Origin of the sequence: Amycolatopsis sp. A133, assembly GCF_031082405.1 — a bacterium.
In the GTDB taxonomy this organism is placed as follows: domain Bacteria; phylum Actinomycetota; class Actinomycetes; order Mycobacteriales; family Pseudonocardiaceae; genus Amycolatopsis.
In genome coordinates this window covers 41,910-68,470 of the sequence record NZ_JAVHJU010000015.1, presented here as the reverse complement: position 1 = coordinate 68,470, position 26,561 = coordinate 41,910, and the positions used below count along the sequence as shown (strand labels likewise).

Below are 26,561 nucleotides of genomic sequence, written 5' to 3'. Positions count from 1 at the left end.
CCCGGGATCGCGACCGGTCCGATCTCCTAGGATGCAGGGCACCGGGTCGGGGATTCGCCTGCTCGACGGCGCCGCCCGAACCGTTCCGCACCGAAACTCCGGGGAGTCCCGCAGTGCCCACAGAGCCGATCACCCGCCGGGTGGCGTTCATCTTCCCGATCTACAACGAGGAAGAGAACATCGACCTGCTGCACCGGACCGTGGACGAGGTGACCGCCCCCCTCGCCGGGAAGTACGAGTTCAGCTTCCTCTACGTCGACGACGGCAGCCGGGACGGTTCGCTGGCGAAGCTCACCGAGCTCAGCGCCCGCGACGAGCGGGTCACGGTGATCGAGCTCTCCCGCAACTTCGGTCACCAGATGGCCGTCACCGCCGGGCTGGACCTGGTCGACGCGGACGCCGTCGTCATCATGGACAGCGACATGCAGGACCCGCCGCGGGTGGCGCTCGAGCTCATCGAGAAGTGGGAAGAGGGCTTCGACGTCGTCTACGCGCAGCGCCGCTCGCGTCAGGACTCGGTGTTCAAGAAGCTCACCGCCGGCGGGTTCTACTGGTTCCTGCGGAAGATGGCCGCGGTCGACATCCCGAAGAACACCGGCGACTTCCGGCTGATCGACCGCAAGGTGGTCGACGAGCTGCGCAAGTACCGCGAGCGCGACCGCTTCCTGCGCGGGCTGGTCAGCTACATCGGCTTCAAGCAGACGGCCGTGCTGTTCGACCGTGACAAACGGCACGCCGGTGTCACGGGCTACCCGCTGCGCAAGATGCTGCGCTTCGCCGCCGACGGCATCCTCGGCTTCTCGGTGACGCCGCTGCGGATGATCACGCGGATGGGTTACCTGATCTCGTTCCTGAGCTTCGTGGGGATCCTCTACGTCGGCGGCGTCAAGCTGTTCGCCCCGGAGACCGCGGTGCCCGGCTGGGCGTTCCTCGGGATCGCGATGTTCTTCCTCGGCGGGATCCAGATCATCATGCTCGGCGTGCTCGGCAGCTACATCGGCCGCACGTACTCCCAGGTGCAGAACCGGCCGCTCTACGGCGTCGCGTCGGTGCGCACGAGCCCGGGGGTGCCGGTCGAGGCCCGCGAGGGCGCCGACGCGGGAAGTGGCACCCGGTGAAGCTGATCACGGCGACCCAGCTGCGCTTCGGGCTGGTCGGGGTGGCGAACACGCTCGTCGACGCACTCGGCTACGCGCTGCTGGTGACGCTGGGCGTCCCGCTGTTCGTCGCGAACTTCCTCTCGACGACCACCGGCATGCTGCTCAGCTTCACCCTGAACCGCAACTTCACCTTCCGCGCCAAGGACGGCGACGTCCGGCGCCAGGCGCTGCTGTTCTTCGGCGTCACCGCGTTCGGGCTGTGGGTGGTGCAGGCGGCGATCATCTTCGCGGTCACCAGCGCGTTCCCCGGGGTGCACGTGCTGGTGCCGAAGTTCGCCGGGATCGCGGTCGGCCTGGTCTGGAACTACGTGCTCTACCACAAGGTCGTCTTCCGGCCCCGGCCCGCAGCGGCCGGGACGCCGGTCCCGGAGGTTACGCATGACTAGCACGGCCGTCTCGTCCCGGGTGACCGACGAGGCGGGTCCGGAACACCCGGAGCCGGCCCGCGCCGGTCGCTGGGCCTGGCTGAACGGCGACTACGCCCGCGTCTTCGCCGTGGTGCTGGCCTGGAACGTGGTCCTGATCGCCGTGGCGTACCTGTTCGCGCCGTCCAGCCCGGTCAGCGAGGGCATCCCGAAGACCGGCATCGGCTCGACGATGAGCCTGCTGGCGCACACCTACCGGTGGGACGCCGGCAACTACGGCGAGATCGCCGTGCACGCCTACACCGGCAGCTACGCCCCGACGCGGGCGTTCTACCCGGTGTTCCCGATCCTGGTCTGGCTGGTGCAGACGGCGAGCTTCGGCACGCTCGGCCTGCTCGCCGCCGGGTTCCTGGTCAACCTGGTGGCCACCTGGCTGGCCGCGGTCGCGCTGCTGAAGATCGGCCGCCACTTCTTCGACGGCGAGCGGGCCCCGTGGCTGGTCGTCGCGGCCTTCCTCACCGCGCCCGCCGCGTTCTTCCTGCACTCGTTCTACAGCGAAGCGGTGTTCTGCGCGCTGGGCTTCTGGGCCTACCTGTTCGCGCTGCGCCGCCAATGGCTGTGGATGGGGCTGACGCTCATCCCGCTCACGGCCTCGCGCGTCACCGCGGCGGTGTTCGTCGGCCTGTGCTTCCTGGAGTTCTGGCGGTCGAAGGACTGGAAGCTGCGCGGCCTGCTGTCGTGGCACCTGCTGTGGTTCCCGGTGGCGTTCGCCGGCCTCGGTGCCGTGCTGGTCTACATGAAGATCCAGACCGGGGACGCGTTCGCGAGCTTCAACGCGCTCAAGGGTGTGCCGAGCTGGTCGTACCACCGGTTCAACCCGAACATCCTCGAGACGCTCTGGGGCGAAGCCAAGATCACCGGCCACGCACTGCTCGGGGACACCCGGCTGGACGCGTGGACGCTGATGAGCCACGTGCTGCCGCTGATCGGCCTGGTGCTGCTGTTCGTGTCCTCGGTGTACGTCCTGGTGGCCCTGCGGGCGAAGGGCGTCCCGCTGGCGCTGTTCGGGTTCGCGTCGATCGTGATGCTGACGATGAACAGCAACGTGGTGTCGGTGCACCGCTACCTGCTGCCGTGCCTGGTGATGTACGTGGCGCTGGTCCTGTTCGGCGAGCGCCGCCCGCAGCTGCGCGGCGCGGTGCACGTGGTGCTGTACGCGAACGCGCTGGTCTGCGGAACGATCTACATCCGGTTCGTCACGGGCTTCTGGGCCGGCTGACGCCCGGCCGGGCTAAACCGCGGCGGCCTCTCGGGTGTGGTGGCAGCGGTGCTCCGGGACAGCTCGGGCACCGCGCACCCGAGGGAGTTCCCGAATGCAGTCGTTTCTGAAGAAGTTCGCCGTCGTCGCAGGAGCGGTGGCCGCAGCGCTCACCGCGGTGCCCGCCACGCAAGCCGTCGCCGCGCCGGTGGCGACCTGCCCGGGTACCGAGATCCACAACTACGGGTTGCCGAAGCTGCTGAGCAACTCGCTCGGGGAACAGGCGGGCGTCCTGCGCCTCTGGTACTCCGGCGCGAACGGCGGCACCAACTGCGCGAAGGTCTACGACAACGCGTCCGGGTCGCACTCCATGTCGGTCAGCATCCGCACGGAACTCATGTCCACCCCGGTGACCGACTCGGGCACGTTCTCCACCTACGCGGGCGGGGTCGTGGTGACCCACACCGACGGCCTGTGCATCTACGTGTCCGGCAACCTGTCGCTGGGCAGCGGTTCGGTGAACCAGTTCCGCGCCTCCGCGGGGCCCGTGGCCTGCAGCTGAACCCCGGCCGCGAGCCGCCGCGGGGGACGCGGCTCGCGGTCAGCCCGACTGGGACGCCAAGCGCTCTTCGCGGTCCGCCGTCGCCAGTGCGTCCAGCACGCCGTCGAGTTCGCCGTCCAGGACCTGGTCGAGGTTGTACGCCTTGTAGTTCACCCGGTGATCCGAGATGCGGTTCTCCGGGAAGTTGTACGTGCGCACCCGCTCCGAGCGGTCGACCGTCCGGACCTGCGAACGGCGGGCGTCGGACGCCTTGGCCGCCGCCTCCTCCTCCGCGATCGCCTGCAACCGCGCCTGGAGCACCTGCAGCGCCCGCGCGCGGTTCTGGATCTGGGACTTCTCGTTCTGGCAGGACACGACGATGCCGGTCGGCAGGTGGGTGATCCGCACCGCCGAGTCGGTCGTGTTGACGCTCTGGCCGCCGGGGCCCGAGGAGCGGAACACGTCGATGCGCAGGTCGTTCGGGTCGATCTCGACCTCGACCTCCTCCGGCTCCGGGTAGATGAGCACGCCGGACGCGGAAGTGTGGATGCGGCCCTGCGACTCGGTCGCCGGCACGCGCTGGACGCGGTGCACGCCGCCCTCGAACTTCAGGCGGGACCACACCCCGTTGACGTCGGCCGTCTTGCTCTTGATCGACAGCGTGACGTCCTTGAAGCCGCCCAGGTCGGAGTCCACCGAGTCGAGGACCTCCGCCTTCCAGCCGTGGCGCTCGGCGTAGCGCAGGTACATCCGCAGCAGGTCGCCGGCGAACAAGGCCGACTCCTCGCCGCCTTCGCCGGACTTGATCTCCATCACGACGTCGGAGCCGTCGTACGGGTCGCGCGGGAGCAGCAGCTCGGTGAGCTTGGACTCCAGGTCGGGGACCTTCGCGGACAGCTCCTCGGCCTCCGCGGCGAACTCCGCGTCCTCCCCGGCCATCTCCCGGGCCGCCGAGAGGTCGTCGCGGACGGCGTCCAGCTCGCGGACGGCCTTCACGACCGGCGTCAGCTCGGCGTAGCGGCGGCCGAGCTTGCGGGCGCGCGCCTGGTCGGCGTGCACCGCGGGGTCCGCCAGCTGGGTCTCCAGCTCCGCGTGCTCGGCGAGCAGCCCCTTGAGCGAGCTCGAATCCACCTCTGCCACCTCTGCCACCTCTCAGCCCGGAGTCACACGCCGTGTCCATACAAAGCGACGGCGCCCACCCGGAGGACCGGGTGGGCGCCGTGGAAAAAGCTACTTGGCGTCGGCTTCCTTCTTCTGCCGCTTGCCGTAGCGAGCCTCGAAGCGCGCGACCCGGCCACCGGTGTCCATGATCTTCTGCTTACCCGTGTAGAACGGGTGGCAGTTCGAGCAGATCTCGACGTGGATGCTGCCGCTGGTCTTGGTGCTGCGCGTGGTGAAGCTGTTGCCGCAGTCGCAGTTCACGTCCGTGACCACGTACTCGGGGTGAATACCGCTCTTCATGGTGTCCTCTCTCGTTGGCTCCGGGTCCCCAGTCGTTCCCACGGGGTGAACCGGCGCCGGACTTCAGCGGGTCATTCTGCCAGACGGGCTGACGTGTACTGGAACGCACCCCGCTGACCAGCTATTCCCCCCACGAAGGGGGCCTCCCCGGCGTACCGGGAAGGCCCCCTTCGAGACGGGATCAGTCGTCTTCGCCGCCGCCGAGGGCGGTCTTCGAGACCTGCATCAGGAACTCGGTGTTCGTCTTGGTCTTGCGCAGCCGCGAGATCAGCAGGTCGATGGCCTGCTGCGAGTCGAGCGCGTGCAGCACCCGGCTCAGCTTCACGGTCACGGCCAGCTCGTCCGGGTTCAGCAGCAGCTCGTCCTTGCGGGTACCGGACGGGTTGACGTCGACCGCCGGGAACACCCGGCGCTCGGCGATCTTCCGGTCCAGCTTGAGCTCGGCGTTGCCGGTGCCCTTGAACTCCTCGAAGATGACCGTGTCCATCGTCGAGCCGGTCTCGACCATCGCCGTCGCGAAGATGGTCAGCGAACCGCCGTTCTCGATGTTGCGCGCCGCGCCGAGGAACCGCTTCGGCGGGTAGAGCGCGGTCGAGTCGACACCACCGGACAGGATCCGGCCGGACGCCGGGGCCGCCAGGTTGTAGGCGCGGCCGAGGCGGGTGATCGAGTCGAGCAGCACGACCACGTCGTGGCCCATTTCGACCAGGCGCTTGGCCCGCTCGATCGACAGCTCCGCGACCGAGGTGTGGTCCGCCGGCGGACGGTCGAAGGTGGAGGCGATGACCTCACCCTTCACCGACCGCTGCATGTCCGTGACCTCTTCCGGACGCTCGTCGACCAGGACGACCATCAGGTGGCACTCGGGGTTGTTCGTGGAGATCGCGTTCGCGATGTCCTGCATGATCGTGGTCTTACCGGCCTTCGGCGGCGACACGATCAGGGCGCGCTGCCCCTTGCCGACCGGCATGATCAGGTCGATCACGCGGGTCGTGAGCTTGTGCGACTCGGTCTCGAGGCGCAGCCGCTCGTTCGGGTACAGCGGGGTCAGCTTGGTGAAGTCGGGACGCCGCTTGGCCTCGTCCGGCTCCAGCCCGTTGATCGAGTCGACGCGCACCAGCGGGTTGAACTTCTGCCGCTGCTGCTCGCCGTCACGCGGCTGGCGCACGACGCCGGTGATGGCGTCACCGCGGCGCAGGCCGTACTTGCGGACCAGCGACAGCGAGACGTACACGTCGTTCGGGCCGGCGAGGTAGCCGGAGGTCCGCACGAACGCGTAGTTGTCCAGCACGTCGAGGATGCCCGCGACGGGCAGCAGGACGTCGTCGTCGCGGATCTCGGTGTCCGGCGAGCCGGCTTCGGGCCGGCCGCCACCGCTGCCCCGGCGACGGCGATCGCGGAAGCGACGGCCGCGACGGCCGCCTTCCTCGTCGTCGTCCTGCTGGGCCCGGTTGTCCTGGCTGCCGCGGCTGTCCTGGCCGCCGCGGTTGCCGTCCTGCTGGTTGCGCTGGCGGTTGCCGTCCTGGCGGTTGTCACCCCGGCTGTCGCCGCGGTTTTCACCCCGGCTGTCACCCCGGTTGTCGCCGCGGTTGCCGCCGCCCTGGCGCTGCTGGTCGCGGTTGCGCTCGCCCTGCTGGCGGTCGCCTCCCTGACCCTGCTGACGGTCGCCACCCTGGCCCTGCTGACGGTCACCGCCCTGGCGGTCGCCGCCCTGCTGGCCGTCGGGCGCCCCGGCGGCGCGGTTGGAACCGCGGCGACGCCGGCTGCGGCCGCCCTCCTCGGGCTGGCCGTCCTGGCCCTGCTGGCCGTCCTGCCGGTCCTGCCGGTCCTGCTGCGGGCGCTCGGCCTGCGGCTGGGTGTCCGACGGCGCGGACGCCTCGGCCTTCGGCTCCGGCTTGGTCTCGACCGGGGCGGCAGGCGCCTCGGCCTTCGGCTCGGCCTTGGGGGCCGCCTTCGGCGGCTCGCCGACGCCCTCCAGGGGCAGCGTCTCGGCCGCCGCACGCGGCTTGCGCGACTTGCCCTGGCGCTCACGGATCGCGGCGATCAGATCGCCCTTGCGCATGCCCGTCGTCTCGCCGACGCCGAGCTCCCCAGCCAGCGAACGCAGTTCGGCGACGGTCTTACCGGTCAGCCCGCCGACCGCCCGCTTGGGCGCGGGGGCCGTGCCGTTCGAACCGGCCGTGTCGCTACCCACGTCGCTCAAAAGATCGGTGTTGCTCACACATGTCCTTCCTGACCGATCCACGCCTCCAGGCGGATCAGCGGACTGCCGCTCGCTTCTGATCGCGAACCGGCGTATCTGCTCCCCGATGCGGGAGATGAGCTCTTCGGCCGTGCGAAACACAGCTGGAGCGCCTCCACCACAGGGGGTTGCGTCCTCCATTCGGAGGACACGGAATTCGGCACCGCCGAGACCGGAAACCCGCCTGCGTCCTTCCGCGTTACCCCGCGTGCCAGGCGGTGCGGATTCGGCGGATCGACGAAGGATGCGATCCGGGGGATTCCCCGGGACCGGCATCGGGTGCGGAAACGCACGGTGATCGAACGCCCCCGAGGGTAGACCGCGGCGGTGCCGGGTGCAACAACCACCCCCCGCGTGGCGGGCGTGGCGGCGCGCACGTGACCCACCTTTTACTGAGCCGCAACCTGCACACCCGTGAGATCCACGGGCAGCTCGAGGACGTCGAAACCGTCAACGCCGACTTCGGGCGGGAGTATTCCCCCGGTGGTCAGCGCGAGCACCGTCGGGCCGGCGCCGGAGACCGCCGCGGGCACTCCGTGTGCACGCAGCGTCGCCACCAGCTCCGTGCTGGCGGGGTACGCGGGGGCGCGGTAGTCCTGGTGCAGCCGGTCCTCGGTGGCCGCGAGCAGGAGCTCCGGCTTCGCCGTCAGCGCGTGGACGGCGAGCGCGGCGCGCCCGGCGTTGAGCGCGGCGTCGGCGTGCGGCACGGTCGGCGGCAGCAGCCCGCGCGTGGTCGCGGTGGCCGAGCGCACCGACGGCACGGCCACGACCGGAAGGATCGACGCGTGCGGCGTGAGCCGCTCGGCGTGGAAGCGCCCGTCGTCGCACCAGGCCAGCACCAGCCCGCCGAGCAGGCTGGCGGCGGCGTTGTCGGCGTGGCCTTCGAACCCGGCGGCCAGCTGCAGCGCGTCGGAGGCGTCGATTTCCCGGCCCGCCAGCGCGTACCCGGCGGCCACCCCGGACACCACCGCGGCCGCGGACGAGCCGAGGCCGCGCGCGTGCGGGATCGAGTTGAAGCAGCGCAGGTGCAGGCCGGGCGGCTCGACGCCGAGGTGCTCGCAGGTCTTCCGGATGGCCCGGACGACCAAGTGCGTCTCGTCGGTGGGGACGTCCGCGACCCCGCCGGCCCCGGCGTCTTCGACCTCGACCTTCAGCCCGGAATCGGTGACCCGCACCTCGACGACGTCGTACAGGCTCAGCGCCATCCCGAAGGCGTCGAAGCCCGGCCCGAGGTTCGCGGTGGACGCCGGGACGGTGATCCGGAACCCGGTCACGAGAGCGCCCCGATGTGGCGCGCTTGCGAGCTGGGGGTCACCGGAGGTCCAGGGCCGCCGCGACGGCCGAGGGGTCCACGGCGAGGGGTTCGACCTCGACGTTGCCCGCCAGCGCCGTCTGGGGGTCCTTCAGGCCGTGGCCGGTGACCGTGCAGACCACGCGAGACCCGCGTGGGAGCCTGCCGTCGGCGGCCGTCGCGAGCAGACCCGCCACGCTGGTGGCCGACGCCGGCTCGACGAACACGCCTTCGCGGCCGGCCAGCAGCCGGTAGGCCTCGAGGATCTTCTCGTCGGTGACGGCTTCGAAGAGCCCGTTGGACGCTTCCTTCGCCTTCACCGCGGCGGTCCACGACGCCGGGCTGCCGATCCGGATGGCGGTGGCGACGGTGTCCGGGTCGCGCACCGGCTCGCCCAGCACCAGCGGCGCCGCACCGGCCGCCTGGAAGCCGAACATCCGCGGCGTGTTCTTCACCACAGCGTCGGCCGCGTACTCCGAATACCCCGCCCAGTAAGCGGTGATGTTCCCCGCGTTGCCGACCGGGAGGCAGTGGATGTCGGGCGCCGTGCCGAGGACGTCGCAGATTTCGAACGCCGCGGTCTTCTGGCCGGCGATGCGCACCGGGTTGACCGAGTTGACCAGGGTGACCGGGTAGTCGGCCGCGGTCTTGCGGGCCAGCTCGAGGCAGTCGTCGAAGTTGCCGTCGACCTGCAGGATCCGCGCGCCGTGCAGCACGGCTTGGGCGAGCTTGCCCATCGCGATCTTGCCCTGCGGCACCAGCACCGCGCAGGTGAGGCCGGCCCGGGCGGCGTAGGCGGCGGCCGAGGCGGAGGTGTTGCCGGTCGACGCGCAGATCACCGCCTTGAGGCCGCTCGCGAGCGCGTGCGTGATGGCCACGGTCATCCCGCGGTCCTTGAACGAGCCGGTCGGGTTGGCGCCCTCGACCTTGAGGTGCACCTCGCAGCCGGTCAGCTCGGACAGGTGCCACGCGGGCAGCAGCGGCGTGTTGCCTTCGCCGAGCGTGACGACCCGCGCCCCGTCCGGTACCGGGACGCGGCCCCGGTACGCCTCGATGATTCCCGGCCACGCCTGGGTACTCACTGGTCTTCGCCTTCCACCCGCATCACGCTGACAACTTCGTGGACGACGTCGAGCCTCGCGATCTCGTCCACAGTGGACTGCAAGGCCGCGTCGGGCGCCTGGTGCGTCACCACGACCAGGCTCGCGCGGTCGCCGACGTCGCTCTGCCGCACCGCGGCGATGCTGACACCGCGGTCGGCGAAGGCCTGCGCCACCTGGGCGAGCACCCCGGCGCGGTCGGCCACGGACAGGCTGACGTGGTACCGGGTCGGCGTCTGGCCCATCGGCCGCACGGGCAGGGCCGCGTGCGCGGATTCGCGCGGGCCGCGGCCGCCGACGACCCGGTTGCGGGCCACCGCGACGAGGTCGCCGAGCACCGCGCTCGCGGTGGGCGCGCCGCCCGCGCCCTGGCCGTAGAACATCAGCTCGCCCGCGGCGTCGGCCTCGACGTAGACGGCGTTGAACGCGCCGCCGACGCCGGCCAGCTGGTGGCGGCGCGGGATCATCACCGGGTGCACCCGGGCGGAAACCGACTCGACGCCGTCGTCGTCGGTGACCCGCTCACAGATGGCCAGCAGCTTCACCGTGCGGCCGAGCATCCGGGCCGCAGCAAGATCCGCCGCAGTGACGTCGGCGACGCCCTCGCGGTGCACGTCCGACGCCGTCACCCGGGTGTGGAAGGCGAGCGAGGCGAGGATCGCAGCCTTCGAGGCGGCGTCGTAACCGTCGACGTCGGCGGTCGGGTCGGCCTCGGCGTACCCGAGCCGGCTGGCCTCGTCGAGCGTCTCGGCGTAGCCGGCGCCGGTGGAGTCCATCGCCGACAGGATGAAGTTCGTGGTGCCGTTGACGATGCCCATCACGCGCGTGATCCGGTCGCCGGCCATCGATTCGCGCAGCGGGCGCAGCAGCGGGATGGCGCCGGCCACCGCGGCCTCGAAGTACAGGTCGGCGCCCGCCGCGTCGGCGGCCTCGAACAGGTCCGCGGAGTGCTCGGCCAGCAGCGCCTTGTTGGCCGTGACGACGGACTTCCCCGCCTTCAGCGCGGCGACCAGCCAGCCGCGCACCGGCTCGATCCCGCCGACCAGCTCGACCACAACGTCGACGTCGTCGCTGGTCACGAGCTTCTCGGCGTCCGCGGTCAGCAGTTCCGGCGGCAGTTCGGGGTGCTTGTCCGGGCGGCGGACGGCGATGCCGGCCAGCTCGACCGGCGCCCCCGCCCGCGCGGCCAGCTCGTCGGCCTGCTCGGTGAGCAGCCGGGCGACCTCGCCGCCGACGGTCCCGCAACCGAGCAGGGCGACCCTGATCGGACGTCGTTGGGGTGCAGACACGGTTGCTCAGACCTCCAGGCGCAGCATGTCGTCGGTCGTTTCCCGCCGCAGCAGCAGCCGCGAGCTGCCGTTGCGCACGGCGACCACGGCCGGGCGCGGCTGCCGGTTATAGCTGCTCGCCATCGAGTAGCAGTAGGCGCCGGTCGCCGCGACGGCCAGCAGGTCGCCGGGGGCCAGCGTGTCGGGCAGCCAGCAGTCTCGTACGACGATGTCGCCGGATTCACAGTGTTTTCCCACGACCCGGGACAGCACGGCCGGAACCGGCTGCTCGTTGTCGCCCGCGGAGCGGGAAACCAGCCGGACGTCGTACACCGCGTCGTACAGCGCCGTCCGGATGTTGTCGCTCATCCCGCCGTCGACGCTGACGTACCGGCGGGACAGGTCGTCGCCGAGCGAGACGTCCTTGATGGTGCCGACCTCGTAGAGCGTGATCGTGCCGGGACCGGCGATCGCGCGGCCCGGCTCGCCGGCGATCCGCGGCACCGGCAGGCCCGCGTACGCGCACTCCTTGCGGACGATCTCGCGGATCTGCGTGATCATCTGCGCCGGGGGCGGCGGGTTGTCCTTCTCGGTGTAGGCGATGCCGAACCCGCCGCCGAGGTCGACCAGGCTCAGCTGGTCGAGCAGCTCCGGGCCGTGCTCCTTGGCCAGGTCGGCGAGCAGGCCGACGACGCGGCGGGCGGCGACCTCGAAGCCGTCGGCGTCGAAGATCTGGGAACCGATGTGGCTGTGCAGGCCGACGAGCTTGAGCGAGCGCGCGTTCAGCACCCGGCGCACGGCCTCGGCGGCGTCGCCCGACGCCAGCGAGAACCCGAACTTCTGGTCCTCGTGCGCGGTCGCGATGAACTCGTGGGTGTGCGCCTCGACGCCGACGGTGACGCGGATCAGCACCGCCTGCACGACGTCGTGGCGGGCGGCGATGTCGGCCAGCCGCGCGATCTCGTAGTAGGAGTCGAGCACCACCGTGCCGACACCCGCGACGACCGCGGCTTCCAGCTCGGCGGGCGACTTGTTGTTGCCGTGGAAGGTGATCCGCTCCGCCGGGAAGTTCGCGCGCTGCGCCACGGCGAGCTCGCCGCCGCTGCAGACGTCCAGGCTCAGCCCCTGCTCGGCCACCCAGCGGGCGATCTCGATGGACAGGAACGCCTTGGACGCGTAGTGCACAAGCGACGGGTCGTCGAACGCCTCGGCGTAGTCCGCGCACCGGGACTTGAAGTCGGCTTCGTCGACCACGAACAGCGGCGTGCCGTGCTGCTCGGCCAGCTCGCGGACGTCGACCCCGGCGATCCGGACGACACCGTCGGCGGCGCGGAAGGTGTTGCGCGGCCACACTTTCGCGGGCAGGTTGTCGAGCTCTTCGACCCCGGACGGCTGGTGCCCGGAGGTGTCGGCGTGGGGGTAGACGTCGGCGTGCCTGGGGCCCGCGGGGTGCGCCATTTCTTACATCCGTTCCGGAGCGGAGACACCGAGGAGGGCGAGGCCGTTCGCCAGCACCTGGCGGGCGGCTTCGCACAGCGCGAGCCGGGCGTGCGTCAGAGGGGTCGCCTCTTCGTCGCCCATGGGCAGCACGCGGCCCACGGTGTAGAACTTGTGGTAGGCGCCCGCGAGTTCTTCGAGGTAGCGCGCGATCCGGTGCGGCTCCCGCATTTCGGCGGCGCGGCGCACGGTTTCCGGGAATTCGCCGATGGTGCGGATCAGGTCGCCCTCGGCGGGCAGCGTCAGCAGTCCGAAATCGACGTCCGAAATGGACTTCAGGCCGAGATCGGCGGCGTTGCGCTGCAGGGACGCCAGCCGCGCGTGGGCGTACTGGACGTAGTAGACCGGGTTGTCGTTGGAGTGCTTGCGGAGCAGGTCGAGATCGACGTCCAAAGTGGAGTCGACGGAGTAGCGGATCAGCTCGTAGCGGGCCGGGTCGACGCCGACGGCCTCGACGAGGTCCTCCATGGTGATCACGGTGCCGGCGCGCTTGGACATCCGGACCGGCTTGCCGTCGCTGACCAGGTTGACCATCTGGCCGATCAGCACCTCGACCGTCGCCGGGTCGTCGCCGAACGCGGCGGCCGCGGCCTTGAGCCGGGCGATGTAACCGTGGTGGTCCGCGCCCAGCATGTAGATGCACAGGTCGAAGCCGCGGTTGCGCTTGTCCTTGAAGTAGGCCAGGTCGCCGGCGATGTAGGCCGGGTTGCCGTCCTGCTTGATGACGACGCGGTCCTTGTCGTCGCCGTATTCGGACGACTTCAGCCACCAGGCGCCCTCGTCGAAGTACAGGTTCCCGGAGTCCTTGAGCTGCTGGACGGCGGCTTCGACCGCGCCCGACTCGTGCAGCGAGTTCTCGTGGAAGTAGACGTCGAAGTCGGTGCCGAACTCGTGCAGGCTCTGCTTGATCTCGCTGAACATCAGGCCGATGCCGATCCGGCGGAACGTCTCGTGCCGCTGCGCCTCGGGCAGCGACAGCGCGCTCGGCTCCTGCTTGAGGACGTTGGCGGCGATGTCGTTGATGTAACCGCCCGCGTAACCGTCCTCCGGCGCGGGCTCGCCCTTCGCGGCGGCGACCACGGACCGGACGAACCGGTCGATCTGGGCGCCGGCGTCGTTGAAGTAGTACTCGCGGGTGACCTCGGCGCCTTGGGCGGCCAGCACCCGGCCCAGCGCGTCGCCGACCGCGGCCCAGCGGGTGCCGCCGAGGTGGATCGGGCCGGTCGGGTTCGCCGAGACGAACTCGAGGTTGATCCGCGTGCCGGCGAGCACGTCCCCGCGGCCGAACGCGGCGCCGGCGTCGAGCACCTGGCGGACGATGTCGCCCTGCGCGGCCGCGGCGAGCCGGAAGTTGAGGAAGCCGGGGCCGGCGACCTCGGCCGAGGCGACACCGTCGTCCGCCGAGACCGCCTCGGCGAGCGCCTCGGCGAAGTCGCGCGGCTTCAGCCCGGCCTTCTTGGCCACCTGGAGGGCGAGGTTCGTCGCGTAATCGCCGTGGTCGGGGTTGCGCGGGCGTTCGATGGTCACCTGCTCCGGCAGCACGGCGTCGTCGATGCCGCGTGCGGCGAGCACCTGCACGGCGGAGCTGCGGACCAGGTCGGCGAGAGCGGCGGGAGTCACCTGCGGAATTCTAGGTGTGCCCAGGTGGGACGTTGGCAGCGGTCTCGGGGACGTCACGGCGGGCATCCCACGAACGGGTTTTCGGGGGTCCGGGTGGCGGAGCCCCCGGCCCGAGGCGAAGCCTCGGTCAGCACTGCGTGAGGTGTTAACCGTGATCAGACGGGCGGTCTCTACACTGGCCCGGGCGGGAATCCGTCCGCAGCCACCAGAGGGAGAACGCGGGAGCCATGGCGAACGGGACAACTCGGAAAAAGGGTTCGGCGGTGAAGGCGGCCCGCGGTTCCGTCGTGAGCAAGAAGGGCACACCGTGGGGGACGATCGTCGCCGTCGTCGCCATCGTGGCACTGGCCGCCTCGGTGATCGTCTACTACATGGTGCAGTCGGCGCCCAAGCGTGAGCAGGCCGACCGCGAGGCGGCGGCCGCGTCGTTCGCGCCGACCGCGTCGGACCCGGACCCGTCCAAGCGCATCCCCGGCGTGGTGATGGCGACCTACACCGGCAGCGTGCACGTGCTGCCGACCGAGCGCGTCGCCTACGACAAGACCCCGCCGTTCGGCGGCCCGCACGACCAGACCTGGGCGACCTGCACCGGCACGGTCTACCCGACCGCCGTCCGCACCGAGAACATGGTGCACGCCCTCGAACACGGCGCCGTCTGGATCGCCTACAACCCGCAGCAGATCTCGGGTGACGCGCTGAACCTGCTCAGCGTCCGCGTCAAGGACAAGCCGTACACGATGCTGTCGCCCTACCCGGGTCTCGACAAGCCGATCTCGCTGCAGTCGTGGGGCCACCAGCTGAAGCTGGACGACGCCAACGACGCCCGGATCGACGAGTTCATCGCGGCGCTGCGCAGCAACCCGAACGGCGTCTACCCCGAGGTCGGCGCGTCCTGCGACGCGGTCCCGGGCTCGTTCGACCCGGACAGCCCGCCGCCGTTCGACGCGTCGAAGCCGGGCCCGGACGCGAAGCCGATGGACTACAAGGGCAGCGCGGGCGCGCAGAACGAGCAGGGCCAGCCGTCCTCGGCTCCGTCGACCATGCCCGCGCCCCCGAACGCGCCGACCAAGCCGAGCCAGTGAGTTCCGAAGCCGGCCTCGACACCGACGAGGTCACCGAGCAGCCGACCTGGTCGCGCTGGGTGATCATCGGCGGGACCCTGCTGGCCGTCCTGCTGATCGGCGCGACGGCCGGCATGTTCCTCACCCGGGCGATCGACGCCTCGGACACGGCCACCGTGCCGGCCCGGGGCTCGGTCGAGGTCGGCTTCGCCCAGGACATGTCGACGCACCACCTGCAGGCGGTCACGATGGCGGGCATCGTCCGTGACCGCACGACCGACGTGGAGATCAAGCAGCTCGCGTTCGACATCGAGCGCACGCAGCTCGAGCAGGTCGGCCGCATGAAGGGCTGGCTGATGCTGTGGGACCAGCCGGAGCAGCCGATCGGCGCGCCGATGCAGTGGATGACCGAGCCGATGCCGGGCCACGACGGCATGGCACCGTCCTCGGTCAACCCGGCCGCCGGCGCACTGATGCCGGGCATGGCGACGGACAAGGAGCTGTCCAAGCTGCGGTCGCTGTCGGGCAGCGCGTTCGACGTGTACTTCCTGCAGCTGATGCTCCGCCACCACCAGGGCGGCACGGCCATGGCCCAGTACGCGGCGGCGCACTCGAACGTGCCGGCGTTGAAGGCGCTGGTGAACAGCATCATCACGTCGCAGGGGGCCGAGATGGACCAGATCAAGCTGATGCTCTCGGTCCGGAACGCCCAGCCGCTGCCGGCTTAGCCCGAAGATCCGGAACCGGCCGTCACCTCTTGGGGTGGCGGCCGGTTTCTTTTTTGCCGGCGCGTGTCGAGAACGGGCGGCCGGCTCCGACTGAGGGGCAGCGGCGGCCGCAGGGGCCGCCACCCACGAGCGGAGCGCGAACGATGACCAAGGTGACCGCCCAGATGTCGGTGTCCCTCGACGGCTTCTACACCGGGCCGCGGGACCCGCGGGGTGAGCAGGGCATGAGTGGCTGGATGCGGGGGCCCGAAGCGCCGGGCTTCTTCCGGGTCACCCGCTGGGCCGTCGACGCCATGGCCTGGCGCGAGCGGCAGGGCTTCGCCGGCGGCGAGCCGTCGATCGACTCGGAGATTATCCAGGAGTCGTTCGCCGCGGCCGGCGCCTACGTCATGGGCCGGCGCATGTTCGACGCCGGCGAGGTTCCCTGGGGCGAGGAGCCGCCGTTCCGCGCCCCGGTGTTCGTCGTCACCCACCGGCCCCGGGAGGTGCTCGAACGCCGGGGTGGCACCTCTTTCACCTTTGTCACCGAGGGGCTGGAACGGGCCGTCGAGCTGGCCCGGGACGCCGCCGGCGAAAAGGACGTGGCGGTCTCCGGCGGCGGGGAGCTCCTGCGCCAGGTGCTGGCCGCCGGGCTGCTCGACCAGCTCGAGCTGCACATCGCGCCGGTGCTGCTCGGCGACGGCCAGCGCCTGTTCGGCCCCGGTCCGGGCCTCGGCGCGGACGAGGGCATCGAGCTGGTACCCACCCGGGTCGTCGACGCGCCCGGGGTGACCCACATCCGCTATACCGTCACGGGACGGTCGAAGCTGGTGCTGGACGATCGCGGCGCGAGCGGCGACCTGGTCGGACCGGCCAAGACCGGGCAGTGAGAGAGGAACGCGCGCCATGAAGTACATGCTGCTGATCTACGGCAACGAAGAAGCTTTCAACTCGATCGGCGCGGAGGCCCTCGCCGAGCTCATCCGGGAGACCGATGCGCTCAACCAGGAGCTGTTCGAGTCGGGCGAGCTGGTCGGCGCCTACGGCGTCGCCGACGAGGTGAACACCAAGATGGTCCGGGTCACCGGCGGGACGCCGGTGGTGACCGACGGTCCCTACGCCGAGGCCAAGGAGTTCCTGGGCAGCTTCATGATCGTCGACTGCGACGGTTTGGACCGGGCCTTGGAGATCGCGGCCCGCGCCCCGTCGGCGCGCTACTGGGGGGTCGAGGTCCGGCCGCTGATGCACGAGGCGAACGTCGGGCCGTGACCGGCTGGCAGGCCGTCCGGCGGCTGGTCCCGGAGGTGCTCGGCGTGCTGGTGCGCCGCTACGGCCGGTTCGACGCGTGCGAGGACGCCGTCCAGGAAGCGCTGGTGGCGGCCGCGGCCCAGTGGCCGGTGGAGGGGTGGCCGGAGAACCCCCGGGCGTGGCTGGTGACGGTGGCGTCGCGGCGTCTCGCCGACCAGGTGCGCAGCGACGCCGCCCGCCGCCGGCGGGAGGAGGCCGATGCTCTCCGCACCCCGCCGCCCGCCGGTGGCACGGCCGAAGCCGGTGACGACACCCTGACGCTGCTGTTCCTGTGCTGCCACCCGGCGCTGACACCACCGTCGCAGATCGCGCTGACGCTGCGGGCCGTCGGCGGCCTGTCGACCGCCGAGATCGCCAAGGCCTTCCTCGTGCCCGAGGCGACCATGGCCCAGCGGATCAGCCGGGCCAAGCACCGCATCAAGGCGGCCGGAGCAGGCTTCGAGCTGCCGCCGCCCGCCGAGCAGGCGGCGCGGCTCGGCGTTGTGCTCCACGTGGTCTACCTCGTCTTCAACGAGGGCTACACGGCCACGTCGGGGACGCAGCTGGTTCGGGCCGAGCTGACGGCCGAGGCCATCCGGCTGGCCCGCGAACTGCACCGGCTGGTCCCCGGCGACGGCGAGGTGGCCGGGCTGCTGGCCCTCCTGCTGCTGACCGACGCCCGCCGGCCGGCCCGCACGGCCCCGGACGGGTCACTGGTGCCGCTGAGCGAGCAGAACCGGACGCTCTGGGACACCGGAGCCATCGCCGAGGGCGTGGCTCTCGTCACCGGCGCCTTGCCGACGGGCCCGGTCGGCCCGTACCAGCTCCAGGCCGCCATCGCCGCCGTCCACGACGAGGCACCCACCGCCGAAGTCACCGACTGGCCGCAGATCCTGGCCCTGTACACGGTTTTGGAGCGCGTGGCCCCCAACCCGGCGGTGACGCTCAACCGGGCGGTGGCGGTGGCCGAGGTCCACGGACCCGCGGCCGGGCTGGCCCTGCTCGACGCCCTCTCGGCCGACGAACGCCTCTCCGCCTCCCACCACCTCGGGTCCGTGCGGGCCCACCTGCTGGAAATGGCGGGCGACCACGAAGCGGCCCGCGCCGGCTACCGGGAGGCGGCCCGGCGCACCACCAGCGAACCCGAGCGGCGGCACCTGCTGACCCGCGCCGCGCGCCTGGGGTGACCGGCCGGGCGGCGCGTCACCAGGAGAGCTCTTGGCAGCGGCGGGCGCACTGCGGCGCCTCCACCTGCAGGGTCGCGTGCTCGATCGCGTACCGCGACGAGAGCAGGTTCTGCGCCTCGGTCAGCACGTCCGACTGCTTCGCGGACGGCGCCAGCGTCAGGTGCGCCGAAGCCACCTCCATGCCCGACGTCAGCGTCCAGACGTGCAGGTCGTGCACGTCCGCCACACCCGGGAGGGCCGCCAGCTCCGCGTTGATCGCGCCGACGTCGACGCCCTGCGGCGCGTGCTGGAACAGGATGCGCAGCGCGCGCCGGGCCAGCGTCCACGTGCGGGGCAGCACGAACAGGCCGATCGCGACACCGATGATCGGGTCGGCGTAGCGCCAGCCCGTCAGCAGCGTCAGCGCGCCGCTGACGAGCACGCCGACCGAGCCGATCAGGTCGGCCAGCACCTCGAGGTACGCGCCGCGGACGTTGAGGCTCTCCTTCGCCCCCGCGCGCAGGACGCCGAAGGACACCAGGTTGGCCACCAGGCCCGCGGCCGCGACCAGCAGCACCGGCAGGCCCGGCACCGCCGGCGGGTCGCCGATGCGGCCGACGGCCTCGATGAGGACGTACCCCGCGACGCCGAACAGCAGGAGCGCGTTGGCGAGCGCGGCCAGCACCTCCGCGCGGTAGAGCCCGAACGTGCGGCTGACGGTCGGGCCGCTGCGCCGCGCCAGCATGATCGCGGCCAGAGCCATGCCCACGCCGAGGACGTCGGTGAACATGTGGGCCGCGTCGGAAATCAGGGCCAATGAGCCGGTCGTCACGGCCACGACGAACTCGAGCACCATGAACCCGGCGCCGATGCCCAGTGCGATCGCCAGCCGCCGCACGTGGCGGCCCGACGCGCTCGCCGGCGCGATCGTGTGGCCGTGCCCGTGGCCGTGTCCCATTCCGCCTCCGTTCCCGGTTCACCGTCGGGCCAAACATATAGTCGGATGCGCATATATGCAACAGAGGTCAGCCTAAGTTCACCCAACCGCAAGCTACCCCGCGCGGCTGCGCCACCCAATCCACCAGGCGGGGTTTCCCGCCAGGCGGACCCGTCACGCTTCGCCGCCGGTCATCCGTTCGGGCAGATTCCGCGGCCGGCTAGCGCACCAGCCGGAAGAAGCCGCGAACCTGCTCGACGAACAGCTCGGGCTGCTCCAGCGCGGCGAAGTGCCCGCCGACGGGCAGCTCCTCGAACCAGCGCAGATCGGTGTAGCGCTGCTCGGCCTGCCGCCGCGACGGCCGGACGATCTCCTTGGGGAACACCGAAATCCCGGCCGGAGCATCCACTGTGGACAGATCGCGGTCGTGGTTCTCCCAGTACATCCGCGCGGACGAGGCGGCCGTCGCGGTGAACCAGTAGAGGGAGATCGCGTCCAGGATGCGCTGCCGGTCGACGGCGTCTTCCGGGTGCCCCTTGTGATCGGTCCAGGCCCAGAACTTTTCGGCGATCCAGGCGGCCTGCCCGGCGGGCGAGTCGGTGAGGCCGTAGCCGAGCGTCTGCGGGCGGGTGCCCTGCTGGGCGGAGTAGCCGCTCCCGGTCCGCCGGAACTCCTGGAGGTCGGCGAGGGCCTGGCGCTCCTCGGGCGTCGGATCGTCGAAGTCCATCCGCACGGGCGCGAAGTTGACGTGCACCCCGGCCACGTGGCTGGACCGCGCGAGCGCGTTCGTGACGGCGGCACCCCAGTCACCGCCCTGGGCGCCGTAGCGGTCGTAGCCGAGCGACGTCATGAGCTCGTCCCACAACCCGGCGACCCGCGCGATCTTCAGCGCGGGCTTGTCGCTCCACCCGAACCCGGGCAGCGACGGCGCGACGACGTGGAAGGCATCGGCGGGATCGCCCCCGTACCGCGCGGGATCGGTGAGCGGCCCGAGAACGTCGAGGAACTCCAGCACGGACCCGGGCCAGCCGTGGGTGAGCACGAGCGGCAGCGCATCCGCTTCCGGCGACCGGAGGTGCAGGAAGTGCAGGCCCACACCGTCGACGGTGGCCCGGAACTGCGGGAAGACATTGAGCCGGCGGGCGAACCCGAAGTCGTATTCCTCACCCCAGTCCCGGCAGAGCTCGCGCACGTAGCCGAGCGGAACCCCCTGCGACCAGTCGTCGACGGTCTCGGCCTCGGGCCACCGGGTCCGCCGCAGCCGCTCCCGCAGATCGGCGACATCGCCCTCATCAAGAGCGACCTGGAACGGCTCGGCCATCTCGGCTCCTTCAGGTGGGCTTCCCACGCTAGCGACGTCCCGCCGAACCGATCAACCACCGCCCGCTGACCAGGGACAGCGCGGGTGGGGTACCTGCGGGACGGGGGTGGCGGGGCATGCGCTAAGCTTTCGACGTCGCCCAGCGATGGGCCCTCGTAGCTCAGGGGATAGAGCACTGCCCTCCGGAGGCAGGTGTCGCAGGTTCGAATCCTGCCGAGGGCACACACAGAAGGCCCCTACCAGCGGAAACGCGGTAGGGGCTGTTTTGCGTGCTGCCCCCGCGGACCCGGCCAAGGCGGGGGCCAATGCACTGACGGGACTCGACCGAGTGCCGTCTTCGCCTGTCGGTGCGTGGCCTGCTTCCCGCTGTCGAGGCGCCGCGCCCCAACCATTCGAGATTTCGACGGGAAATGGGTACCACACCCATTAATTGCTCTGCCCTATTCCGGCGGCTCGCTAAGCTGGCGGAATGACCCAGCCTCCCGTGAAGCGGTCGATCATGCCCTTGGCCGATCTGGCCACTCCGATGGCCGTCCGGGTGGCCGCGACGCTCGGCTTGGCGGAACACGCCGGAACCGGCGGGGCGACGGCGGAGGAGCTCGCGGCCCGGACCGGGACGTCGGCGGCGGCGTTGAGCCGGCTGCTCGATCACCTGGTCACGGTGGAGGTTTTCGACCTGGACCACGGATCCGGGCGCTACCGGCCGACCGATCTCGGCGCGCAGCTGCGGGAAGATGCGCCCGAAGGGGTCAAGCCGCTGCTCGACATCACCTGCGCCGGGGGCCGGGCCGAACTCGCTTTCGTCGAGCTGCTCGACGTGATGACCAGCGGTGCGCCCGCCTATCCGCGCCGGTACGGCCGCGATTTCTGGGCCGACCTCGACGCCGAGCCGAAATTGCGGAGCTCGTTCGACGCCCAGATGAATTGGCGGTTCCGTGAACAGGCGCCGCTGATCGCCCGGGACTTCGACTGGAGCCGGTTCCCCGACATCCTCGATGTGGGTGGCGGTGACGGGCCGTTGCTCATCGAGATCCTGCGGGCGCACCCGGGTGTCCGCGGCCGGATCCTCGACCTGCCGCCGGCGGCCGCGGCCGCCGAGGGACGGCTGGAGGCCGCCGGGCTCGGCGATCGGGCGAGCGCCGTGGCCGGCAGCTTCTTCGACCCGCTGCCCGCGGGGGCCGACGCCTACCTGCTGTCCGACATCCTGCACGACTGGGACGACGAGCACGCCCGCCGGATCCTCGACGGCTGCCGCCGCGCCGCCGCGCCGGGCGCGTCCGTCGTGCTGATCGAGCCGGTGCGGGGGCACGGGGCCGGTACCGCGATCGACCTGTTCATGCTGATGTGCTTCGGCAGCAAGGAAAGGACCGTCGAGGAGTTGACCGGACTGGCCACCGGCTGCGGACTCGCCTTCCGCGACGCGGCCCCGGTGACGAACGGCCGCTGGGCCTTGGAGTTCACCGTCGAGCCCCCGTCCTGACGACGACCCCGGCGTCCGGCCGCGCGTAGCCGGGGTGGGCCCGCGCCGCTGAAAGCGTTTTCAGTACAGACGACCCGCTTGGCCCACTCGGGCCGCCGGGACCCGGTGCTACCGTCGCCTCACCGGAGATCCCGCTCCGACTGGGAGCGCTCTCGGATCCGGTGTCCGGCACATTCTTGCCCGCAAGGAGGCGTGCAGATGGGTTCGTACGGAAGCATTCCCCGTAAGAAAGCGCTTGCAGTGAGCGCAGCGCTGATCACGATGGCCGCACTGGCCCCGCCGGCGGCGGCCGCGGCCACCACGTTGTACGTGGCGCCCAACGGCAAGGACTCCGCCGCCGGTACCCAGGCGGATCCGACGACGCTGCCCTCGGCGCTCACCCGCATCACCGCGGGCGGCACCATCTCGCTGCGGGGCGGCACCTACTCCTACGCCCAGACGGTCACCATCGCGCCGGGCAACAGCGGCACCTCGAGCGCGCGCAAGACGTTGTCGGCTTACCCCGGCGAAACCCCGGTGCTGAACTTCTCGGCCATGACCGAGGATTCCGCCAACCGCGGTCTCGCCCTCAACGGTTCGTACTGGCGCGTCGCCGGCATCGTCGTCGAGCGCGCCGGGGACAACGGCATCTTCGTCGGCGGCAGCAACAACGTCGTCGAACGCGTGGTGACCCGCTTCAACCGGGATTCCGGGCTGCAGATCTCGCGGATCGCGTCCAGCACGCCGAAGGAGCAGTGGCCGTCGAACAACCTCGTCGTGAGCTCCGAATCGCACGACAACGCCGACTCCGACGGCGAGGACGCCGACGGTTTCGCCGCGAAACTCACCGCCGGCCCCGGCAACGTCTTCCGCTACGACGTCGCCCACAACAACATCGACGACGGCTGGGACCTCTACACCAAGACCGAAACCGGCCCGATCGGGCCGGTGACCATCGAGGACTCCCTCGCCTACGCCAACGGCACCCTCAGCAACGGCACCGTGAACAAGAACGGCGACCGCAACGGCTACAAGCTCGGTGGCGACAAGATCGCGGTCAACCACATCGTCCGGCGCGACATCGCCTACCGCAACGGCCACCACGGGTTCACCTACAACAGCAACCCCGGGTCGATGACGGTTTCGGACAACGTCGGCATCGACAACGCCGAGCGCAACTTCTCCTTCGACACCGGGACCTCGGTCTTCCGCAACGACACTTCGTGCCGCTTCGCCAGTGGCGGGTCGAACGACAAGACCGTCGGCAACGTCGACAGCTCGGACCAGTTCTGGACCGGCAAGAACGGGTCCCGCTGTTCGTCCTACGCCGGCACGATGAGGTGGTCCTTCGCCGCGGACGGCCGGCTCGTGGTCACCTTCGGCTGACTCTCCCCCGACGTCGTCCGCGGGCCGGTCGGGTGCACCGGCCCACGGACGACGTGGTTCACCAGGCCGGGTGGCACCAACCTGTTGAAATGCTGTGAACCGGACAGAACTGGCACTCCCCGCGCCGCTCGCGCGTTCTCCCGGTAGTGAGAACGGGAGGGACCATGGGTGCACTAGGGACGCTGCTCGGGTTCGTGCTGAGCCTGTACCTGCTGGTGCTGGTCGCGCGGATGGTGCTGGACTGGGTCGGGATGATGACCGACACCCCGCCGTGGGCGCGGCGCGCCCGTGGCCTGGCCTACGCCGCCACCGAGCCGGTGATCGGGCCGGTGCGGCGGGTCGTGCGGCCGGTGCGGATCGGCGGGCTCTCGCTCGATCTGGCCTTCACGCTGGTCTTCATCGGCGTGATCGTGCTGCGCGGGATCGTCTACGCCCTCTAGAACGAGCCGCGGAAGCCCGCGGACAGCCGGTCGACGCTGCGTTCCAGCTCGGCGCGCAGGCCGCGCAGGTCGACGCCGTCCGGGTCGATCAGGGCCTGCATCGAGATCCCGCGCAGCTGGGCGAGCAGTGCCGAGGCGTACGAATCGGGGTCGCGGACACCGGTGATGGACCCGTCCGCGACCCCGCTGGCCACAGTCTGGGCGATGGCGAACCGGAACCGGCGGTCGGCCTCCGTCAGCGCGCCGCGCAGGGCCGAGTACTCCGCCGCCGCGTCGCCCCAGAGGGCCAGGAACGCCTGGTTGAGCGTCGGCATGGTGCGGATCAGCTCGAAGATGATGTCCAGCAGCGCGCGCAGCAGGTCCATCGGCGTCGCGGTGGCCGCTCCGGTCCGGGCCGCGACCGCCTCGCTGTAGGCGTCGGTGAACGCCTCGACGGCGTGCTCGACAAGCCGCCGGCCGAGCCCGTCCTTATCGCCGAAGTGCTGGAAGATCACCGATCGCGCGTAGCCGGAGCGGGCGCAGACGCCGCCGAGCTTCAACCTGCCGAAGCCCTCTTCGGCGATCAGGTGTGCAGCGGCATCCAGGATGCGTGCCTCGACGACGCCATCGCCGTCCTCCCGGATCCGGCCTTCGACGGCGCGGTCCACCCGGGTCATGTTAGCGACTGCAACCGCACCGCACTGGCCGAGCCGTCAGCGGACCGTGCGGGGACCGTCAGCGGCCGCCCGCAATCTCGGCGTCGGCACCCACCGACCCGAGAGGAACCTCCGATGACCAAGACCGTGCTCGTTTCCGGGGCAGGCATCGCCGGCCCGGCCGCGGCCCACTGGCTGCACCGCGGCGGCTACCGCGTGACCGTCGTCGAGTCCGCGCCCGCCCTGCGGCCCGGCGGCCAGGCCGTCGACTTCCGCGGTGAGCAGGTGAAGCTGCTCGCGGCCATGGGCGTCCTCGACGAGGTCCGCCGCTACGAGACGGCGATGGGCGACCAGACCGTGCTCGGCCTCGACGCCCGGCCCGTGCTGACCGTGCCGGGCGCCGCCTGGAGCGGGGAGGTCGAGATCCTGCGCGGCGATCTCGCGCGGATCCTGTACGAACACACCGCGGACCACACCGAATACGTCTTCGGCGACCGCGTCACGAGCCTCACCGAGACGGCGGACGGCGTCGACGTCACCTTCCGGCACGGGGCACCGAGACGGTTCGACCTGGTCGTCGGGGCCGACGGCGTGCACTCCGGCGTCCGGGCCGCCGCGTTCGGGCCGGCGGGGGACTTCCGGCGCGACCTCGGCTTCGGCATCGCCGGTTACACCGCGCCCAACCACCTCGGGCTCGACCACACCAGCATCATGTACAACGAGCCCGGCCGCGGGCTGACCGTGGGGAGCCACCGGCGGGCGGACCAGCTGCACGTCAGCCTGGTCTTCGCGGCCGACGGCATCGAGTTCGACCGCCGCACCCCCGGCGAACAGCGCGCGCTGATCGCCCAGCTGTTCGCGGACACCGGCTGGGAGACGCCGAAGCTGCTCGAGGCGCTGCCCGGGGCCGGCGACCTGTACGTCGACTCGATCAGCCAGGTCCACCTCGACCGCTGGTCGGCGGGCCGGGTCGTGCTGCTCGGCGACGCCGCGTGGTGCGCCGGGCCGGGCGGGTCCGGCACCGGGCTCGCGATGATGGGCGCCCAGGTGCTGGCCGGGGAGCTCGTCGCGGCCGGCGGCGACCACGTGACGGCGTTCGCGAAATACGAGGAGCGGCTCCGCAAGCCGGCCACGGTCGGGCAGAAGAACGGCAAGGGCGCCGGCAACTTCCTCGCGCCGCGCACGGCCGCGAAGATCCGCGGCCGCAACCGCGTCTACCGGATGCTGAGCACGCGGTTGCTGGGCGGCCTCTTCGTCCGGATGACCGACCGGGCGGCCAATGCGCTCGAGTACCGCGAGTACCCGGGGCTCGATTCCGCTCATCGGGGGACCCGGCTGGCGGCCCGGCGTGACGTGCGTCACTCTTGACGCCATGTCAGCACCTCGGGCCGCCGACGCTCCGGTCAGGACGGCGCTCGTCGGCCTGACCGTGCTGTCCCTGGGGGTGGTCACGGCACTGAACGCGCGTTCCCTGCCGGTGATCGGCGACGGGACGACGTACTCGGCCGAGTTCACCGAAGCGGCCGGGCTGAGCGCCGGCAACGACGTCCGCATCGCCGGCGTCGAGGTCGGCCGGGTGTCGGACGTGCGGCTGCGCGGCGACCACGTGCTGGTTTCGTTCCAGGCCAAGGGGGCTTGGCTGGGCGACGCGACAGCCGCGGCGATCCGGCTGAAGACGGTGCTGGGCCAGAAGTACCTCGCCCTCGACCCGCAGGGCGAGGGCACGCTCGACCCGGGACGGCCCATCCCGGGGTCCCGCACCACCGTGCCCTACGACATCCTCGCGGCATTCGGCGAGCTGTCGTCCACAGTGGACCGCATCGACACCACGCGGCTGGCGAAGAGCTTCGACACGCTCTCGGCGACGTTGGCGAACACACCGCAGAGCGTCCGCGCCGCCCTCACCGGGCTTTCGCGGCTGTCGGACTCGCTCGCTTCGCGTGACAGCCGGCTCGCCGCGTTGCTGGGTAACACGCGCGTGGTTTCGCAGACGCTGGTCGACCGCGACGCGGCCGTGCGACGGCTCCTCGACGACGGGAACGAGCTGCTCGCGGAGGTGATCAACCGCGAGACGGCGATCAGCACGTTGCTCGAGGGCTCCCGGCGGTTGTCTTCGGAATTGTCCGGGCTGATCAACGAGTCTCGCGTCGGCCCGCTGCTCTCCCAGCTGGACCAGCTGACGTCGATGCTGCAGCGCAACCAGGACGCGCTGGCCGCGGGGATCCGGGGCTTCGCGCCGTTCGTCCGGCTGGGGACCAACATCGCCGGGAGCGGCCGGTGGGTCGACGGCTACTTGTGCGGGCTCGTCCTGCCGTCGTTCGGGCCGCTGAACGAAGAAGGCTGCCACGGCGCGTGAGCG

General features: G+C 71.2%; 25 protein-coding genes and 1 tRNA gene. 15 read left to right on the top strand and 11 right to left on the bottom strand.

Annotated elements, in window-relative coordinates; translation table 11 throughout:
• Positions 1-113 precede the first annotated feature (113 nt).
• The 4 genes from Q5425_RS14335 to Q5425_RS14320 all read left to right on the top strand — a co-directional run bounded on the left by Q5425_RS14335 (position 114) and on the right by Q5425_RS14320 (position 3,345).
• Positions 114-1,118, top strand: coding sequence for a glycosyltransferase family 2 protein (locus Q5425_RS14335; RefSeq protein ID WP_308672691.1), 1,005 nt, complete (start codon positions 114-116; stop codon positions 1,116-1,118).
• Positions 1,115-1,546 (top strand): GtrA family protein, encoded by a 432-nt coding sequence (locus Q5425_RS14330; protein ID WP_308672690.1) that lies wholly within the window; start codon positions 1,115-1,117, stop codon positions 1,544-1,546. Before Q5425_RS14335 ends, Q5425_RS14330 begins: the two co-directional genes overlap by 4 nt.
• Positions 1,539-2,804: a mannosyltransferase family protein gene (locus tag Q5425_RS14325; protein ID WP_308672689.1), complete on the top strand. Its 1,266-nt coding sequence runs from the start codon at positions 1,539-1,541 to the stop codon at positions 2,802-2,804. The genes Q5425_RS14330 and Q5425_RS14325 overlap by 8 nt, the downstream gene beginning before the upstream one ends.
• Before the next feature lie 94 nt (positions 2,805-2,898).
• On the top strand, positions 2,899-3,345 hold the full coding sequence (locus Q5425_RS14320; protein ID WP_308672688.1) for a hypothetical protein: 447 nt from the start codon (positions 2,899-2,901) through the stop codon (positions 3,343-3,345).
• A gap of 39 nt (positions 3,346-3,384) precedes the next feature.
• Here the strand turns inward: Q5425_RS14320 and prfA are convergent, their stop codons facing one another.
• The 8 genes from prfA to argS all read right to left on the bottom strand — a co-directional run bounded on the left by prfA (position 3,385) and on the right by argS (position 13,803).
• Positions 3,385-4,455, bottom strand: coding sequence for a peptide chain release factor 1 (gene prfA, locus Q5425_RS14315; RefSeq protein ID WP_308672877.1), 1,071 nt, complete (start codon positions 4,453-4,455; stop codon positions 3,385-3,387).
• A 99-nt stretch (positions 4,456-4,554) separates the two neighbouring features.
• On the bottom strand, positions 4,555-4,785 hold the full coding sequence (rpmE, locus tag Q5425_RS14310; RefSeq protein ID WP_308672687.1) for a 50S ribosomal protein L31: 231 nt from the start codon (positions 4,783-4,785) through the stop codon (positions 4,555-4,557).
• A gap of 181 nt (positions 4,786-4,966) precedes the next feature.
• Positions 4,967-7,006 carry a transcription termination factor Rho gene (gene rho / locus Q5425_RS14305; protein WP_308672686.1) on the bottom strand — a complete coding sequence of 680 codons (2,040 nt, stop codon included), beginning with the start codon at positions 7,004-7,006 and terminating at the stop codon, positions 4,967-4,969.
• Positions 7,007-7,416: 410 nt separating this feature from the next.
• Complete coding sequence (thrB, locus tag Q5425_RS14300; RefSeq protein ID WP_308672685.1) at positions 7,417-8,301, bottom strand: homoserine kinase; 885 nt, start codon at positions 8,299-8,301, stop codon at positions 7,417-7,419.
• 37 nt (positions 8,302-8,338) lie between these two features.
• The gene (gene thrC, locus Q5425_RS14295) at positions 8,339-9,400 is read right to left on the bottom strand and encodes a threonine synthase (protein ID WP_308672684.1); all 1,062 of its coding nucleotides are present in this window, start codon (positions 9,398-9,400) and stop codon (positions 8,339-8,341) included.
• A complete protein-coding gene (locus Q5425_RS14290) occupies positions 9,397-10,707 on the bottom strand; it encodes a homoserine dehydrogenase (protein WP_308672683.1) in 1,311 nt (436 codons plus the stop codon). Before Q5425_RS14290 ends, thrC begins: the two co-directional genes overlap by 4 nt.
• A 6-nt stretch (positions 10,708-10,713) precedes the next feature.
• Positions 10,714-12,144: a diaminopimelate decarboxylase gene (lysA, locus tag Q5425_RS14285; RefSeq protein ID WP_308672682.1), complete on the bottom strand. Its 1,431-nt coding sequence runs from the start codon at positions 12,142-12,144 to the stop codon at positions 10,714-10,716.
• 3 nt (positions 12,145-12,147) lie between these two features.
• Positions 12,148-13,803, bottom strand: a complete 1,656-nt coding sequence (gene argS, locus Q5425_RS14280) for an arginine--tRNA ligase (RefSeq protein WP_308672681.1) — start codon at positions 13,801-13,803, stop codon at positions 12,148-12,150.
• A gap of 263 nt (positions 13,804-14,066) precedes the next feature.
• Here argS and Q5425_RS14275 point away from each other — a divergent pair, with 263 nt between their 5' ends.
• From Q5425_RS14275 to Q5425_RS14255, 5 genes are all read left to right on the top strand, one after another.
• On the top strand, positions 14,067-14,885 hold the full coding sequence (locus Q5425_RS14275) for a DUF3105 domain-containing protein (protein WP_308672680.1): 819 nt from the start codon (positions 14,067-14,069) through the stop codon (positions 14,883-14,885).
• Positions 14,882-15,592, top strand: a complete 711-nt coding sequence (locus Q5425_RS14270) for a DUF305 domain-containing protein (RefSeq protein ID WP_308672679.1) — start codon at positions 14,882-14,884, stop codon at positions 15,590-15,592. The genes Q5425_RS14275 and Q5425_RS14270 overlap by 4 nt, the downstream gene beginning before the upstream one ends.
• Before the next feature lie 143 nt (positions 15,593-15,735).
• Complete coding sequence (locus Q5425_RS14265) at positions 15,736-16,461, top strand: dihydrofolate reductase family protein (protein ID WP_308672678.1); 726 nt, start codon at positions 15,736-15,738, stop codon at positions 16,459-16,461.
• Positions 16,462-16,477: 16 nt separating this feature from the next.
• Entirely contained in the window at positions 16,478-16,840 is a 363-nt protein-coding gene (locus Q5425_RS14260; RefSeq protein ID WP_308672677.1) for a YciI family protein, read from the top strand.
• Positions 16,837-18,045, top strand: coding sequence for a DUF6596 domain-containing protein (locus Q5425_RS14255; protein ID WP_308672676.1), 1,209 nt, complete (start codon positions 16,837-16,839; stop codon positions 18,043-18,045). The genes Q5425_RS14260 and Q5425_RS14255 overlap by 4 nt, the downstream gene beginning before the upstream one ends.
• A 16-nt stretch (positions 18,046-18,061) precedes the next feature.
• On the opposite strand, the gene Q5425_RS14250 is transcribed toward Q5425_RS14255, so the two are convergent.
• Entirely contained in the window at positions 18,062-18,982 is a 921-nt protein-coding gene (locus Q5425_RS14250) for a cation diffusion facilitator family transporter (protein ID WP_308672675.1), read from the bottom strand.
• A gap of 199 nt (positions 18,983-19,181) precedes the next feature.
• Entirely contained in the window at positions 19,182-20,282 is a 1,101-nt protein-coding gene (locus Q5425_RS14245; protein ID WP_308672674.1) for an epoxide hydrolase, read from the bottom strand.
• 149 nt (positions 20,283-20,431) lie between these two features.
• Between Q5425_RS14245 and Q5425_RS14240 the strand changes: the two genes are divergently transcribed.
• From Q5425_RS14240 to Q5425_RS14225, 4 genes are all read left to right on the top strand, one after another.
• Positions 20,432-20,504 (top strand) — tRNA-Arg (locus Q5425_RS14240).
• Positions 20,505-20,751: 247 nt separating this feature from the next.
• Complete coding sequence (locus tag Q5425_RS14235; protein ID WP_308672673.1) at positions 20,752-21,762, top strand: methyltransferase; 1,011 nt, start codon at positions 20,752-20,754, stop codon at positions 21,760-21,762.
• 240 nt (positions 21,763-22,002) lie between these two features.
• Positions 22,003-23,127 (top strand): right-handed parallel beta-helix repeat-containing protein, encoded by a 1,125-nt coding sequence (locus tag Q5425_RS14230; protein ID WP_308672672.1) that lies wholly within the window; start codon positions 22,003-22,005, stop codon positions 23,125-23,127.
• 164 nt (positions 23,128-23,291) lie between these two features.
• On the top strand, positions 23,292-23,567 hold the full coding sequence (locus Q5425_RS14225; protein WP_308672671.1) for a YggT family protein: 276 nt from the start codon (positions 23,292-23,294) through the stop codon (positions 23,565-23,567).
• Here the strand turns inward: Q5425_RS14225 and Q5425_RS14220 are convergent.
• On the bottom strand, positions 23,564-24,223 hold the full coding sequence (locus tag Q5425_RS14220) for a TetR/AcrR family transcriptional regulator (RefSeq protein ID WP_308672670.1): 660 nt from the start codon (positions 24,221-24,223) through the stop codon (positions 23,564-23,566). The two genes, Q5425_RS14225 and Q5425_RS14220, sit on opposite strands and share 4 nt — an antisense overlap.
• Positions 24,224-24,337: 114 nt before the next feature.
• On the opposite strand from Q5425_RS14220, the gene Q5425_RS14215 reads away from it, so the two are divergent.
• Positions 24,338-25,570 carry an FAD-dependent monooxygenase gene (locus tag Q5425_RS14215; protein ID WP_308672669.1) on the top strand — a complete coding sequence of 411 codons (1,233 nt, stop codon included), beginning with the start codon at positions 24,338-24,340 and terminating at the stop codon, positions 25,568-25,570.
• 4 nt (positions 25,571-25,574) lie between these two features.
• Entirely contained in the window at positions 25,575-26,558 is a 984-nt protein-coding gene (locus Q5425_RS14210; protein ID WP_308672668.1) for an MCE family protein, read from the top strand.
• Positions 26,559-26,561: the final 3 nt, after the last annotated feature.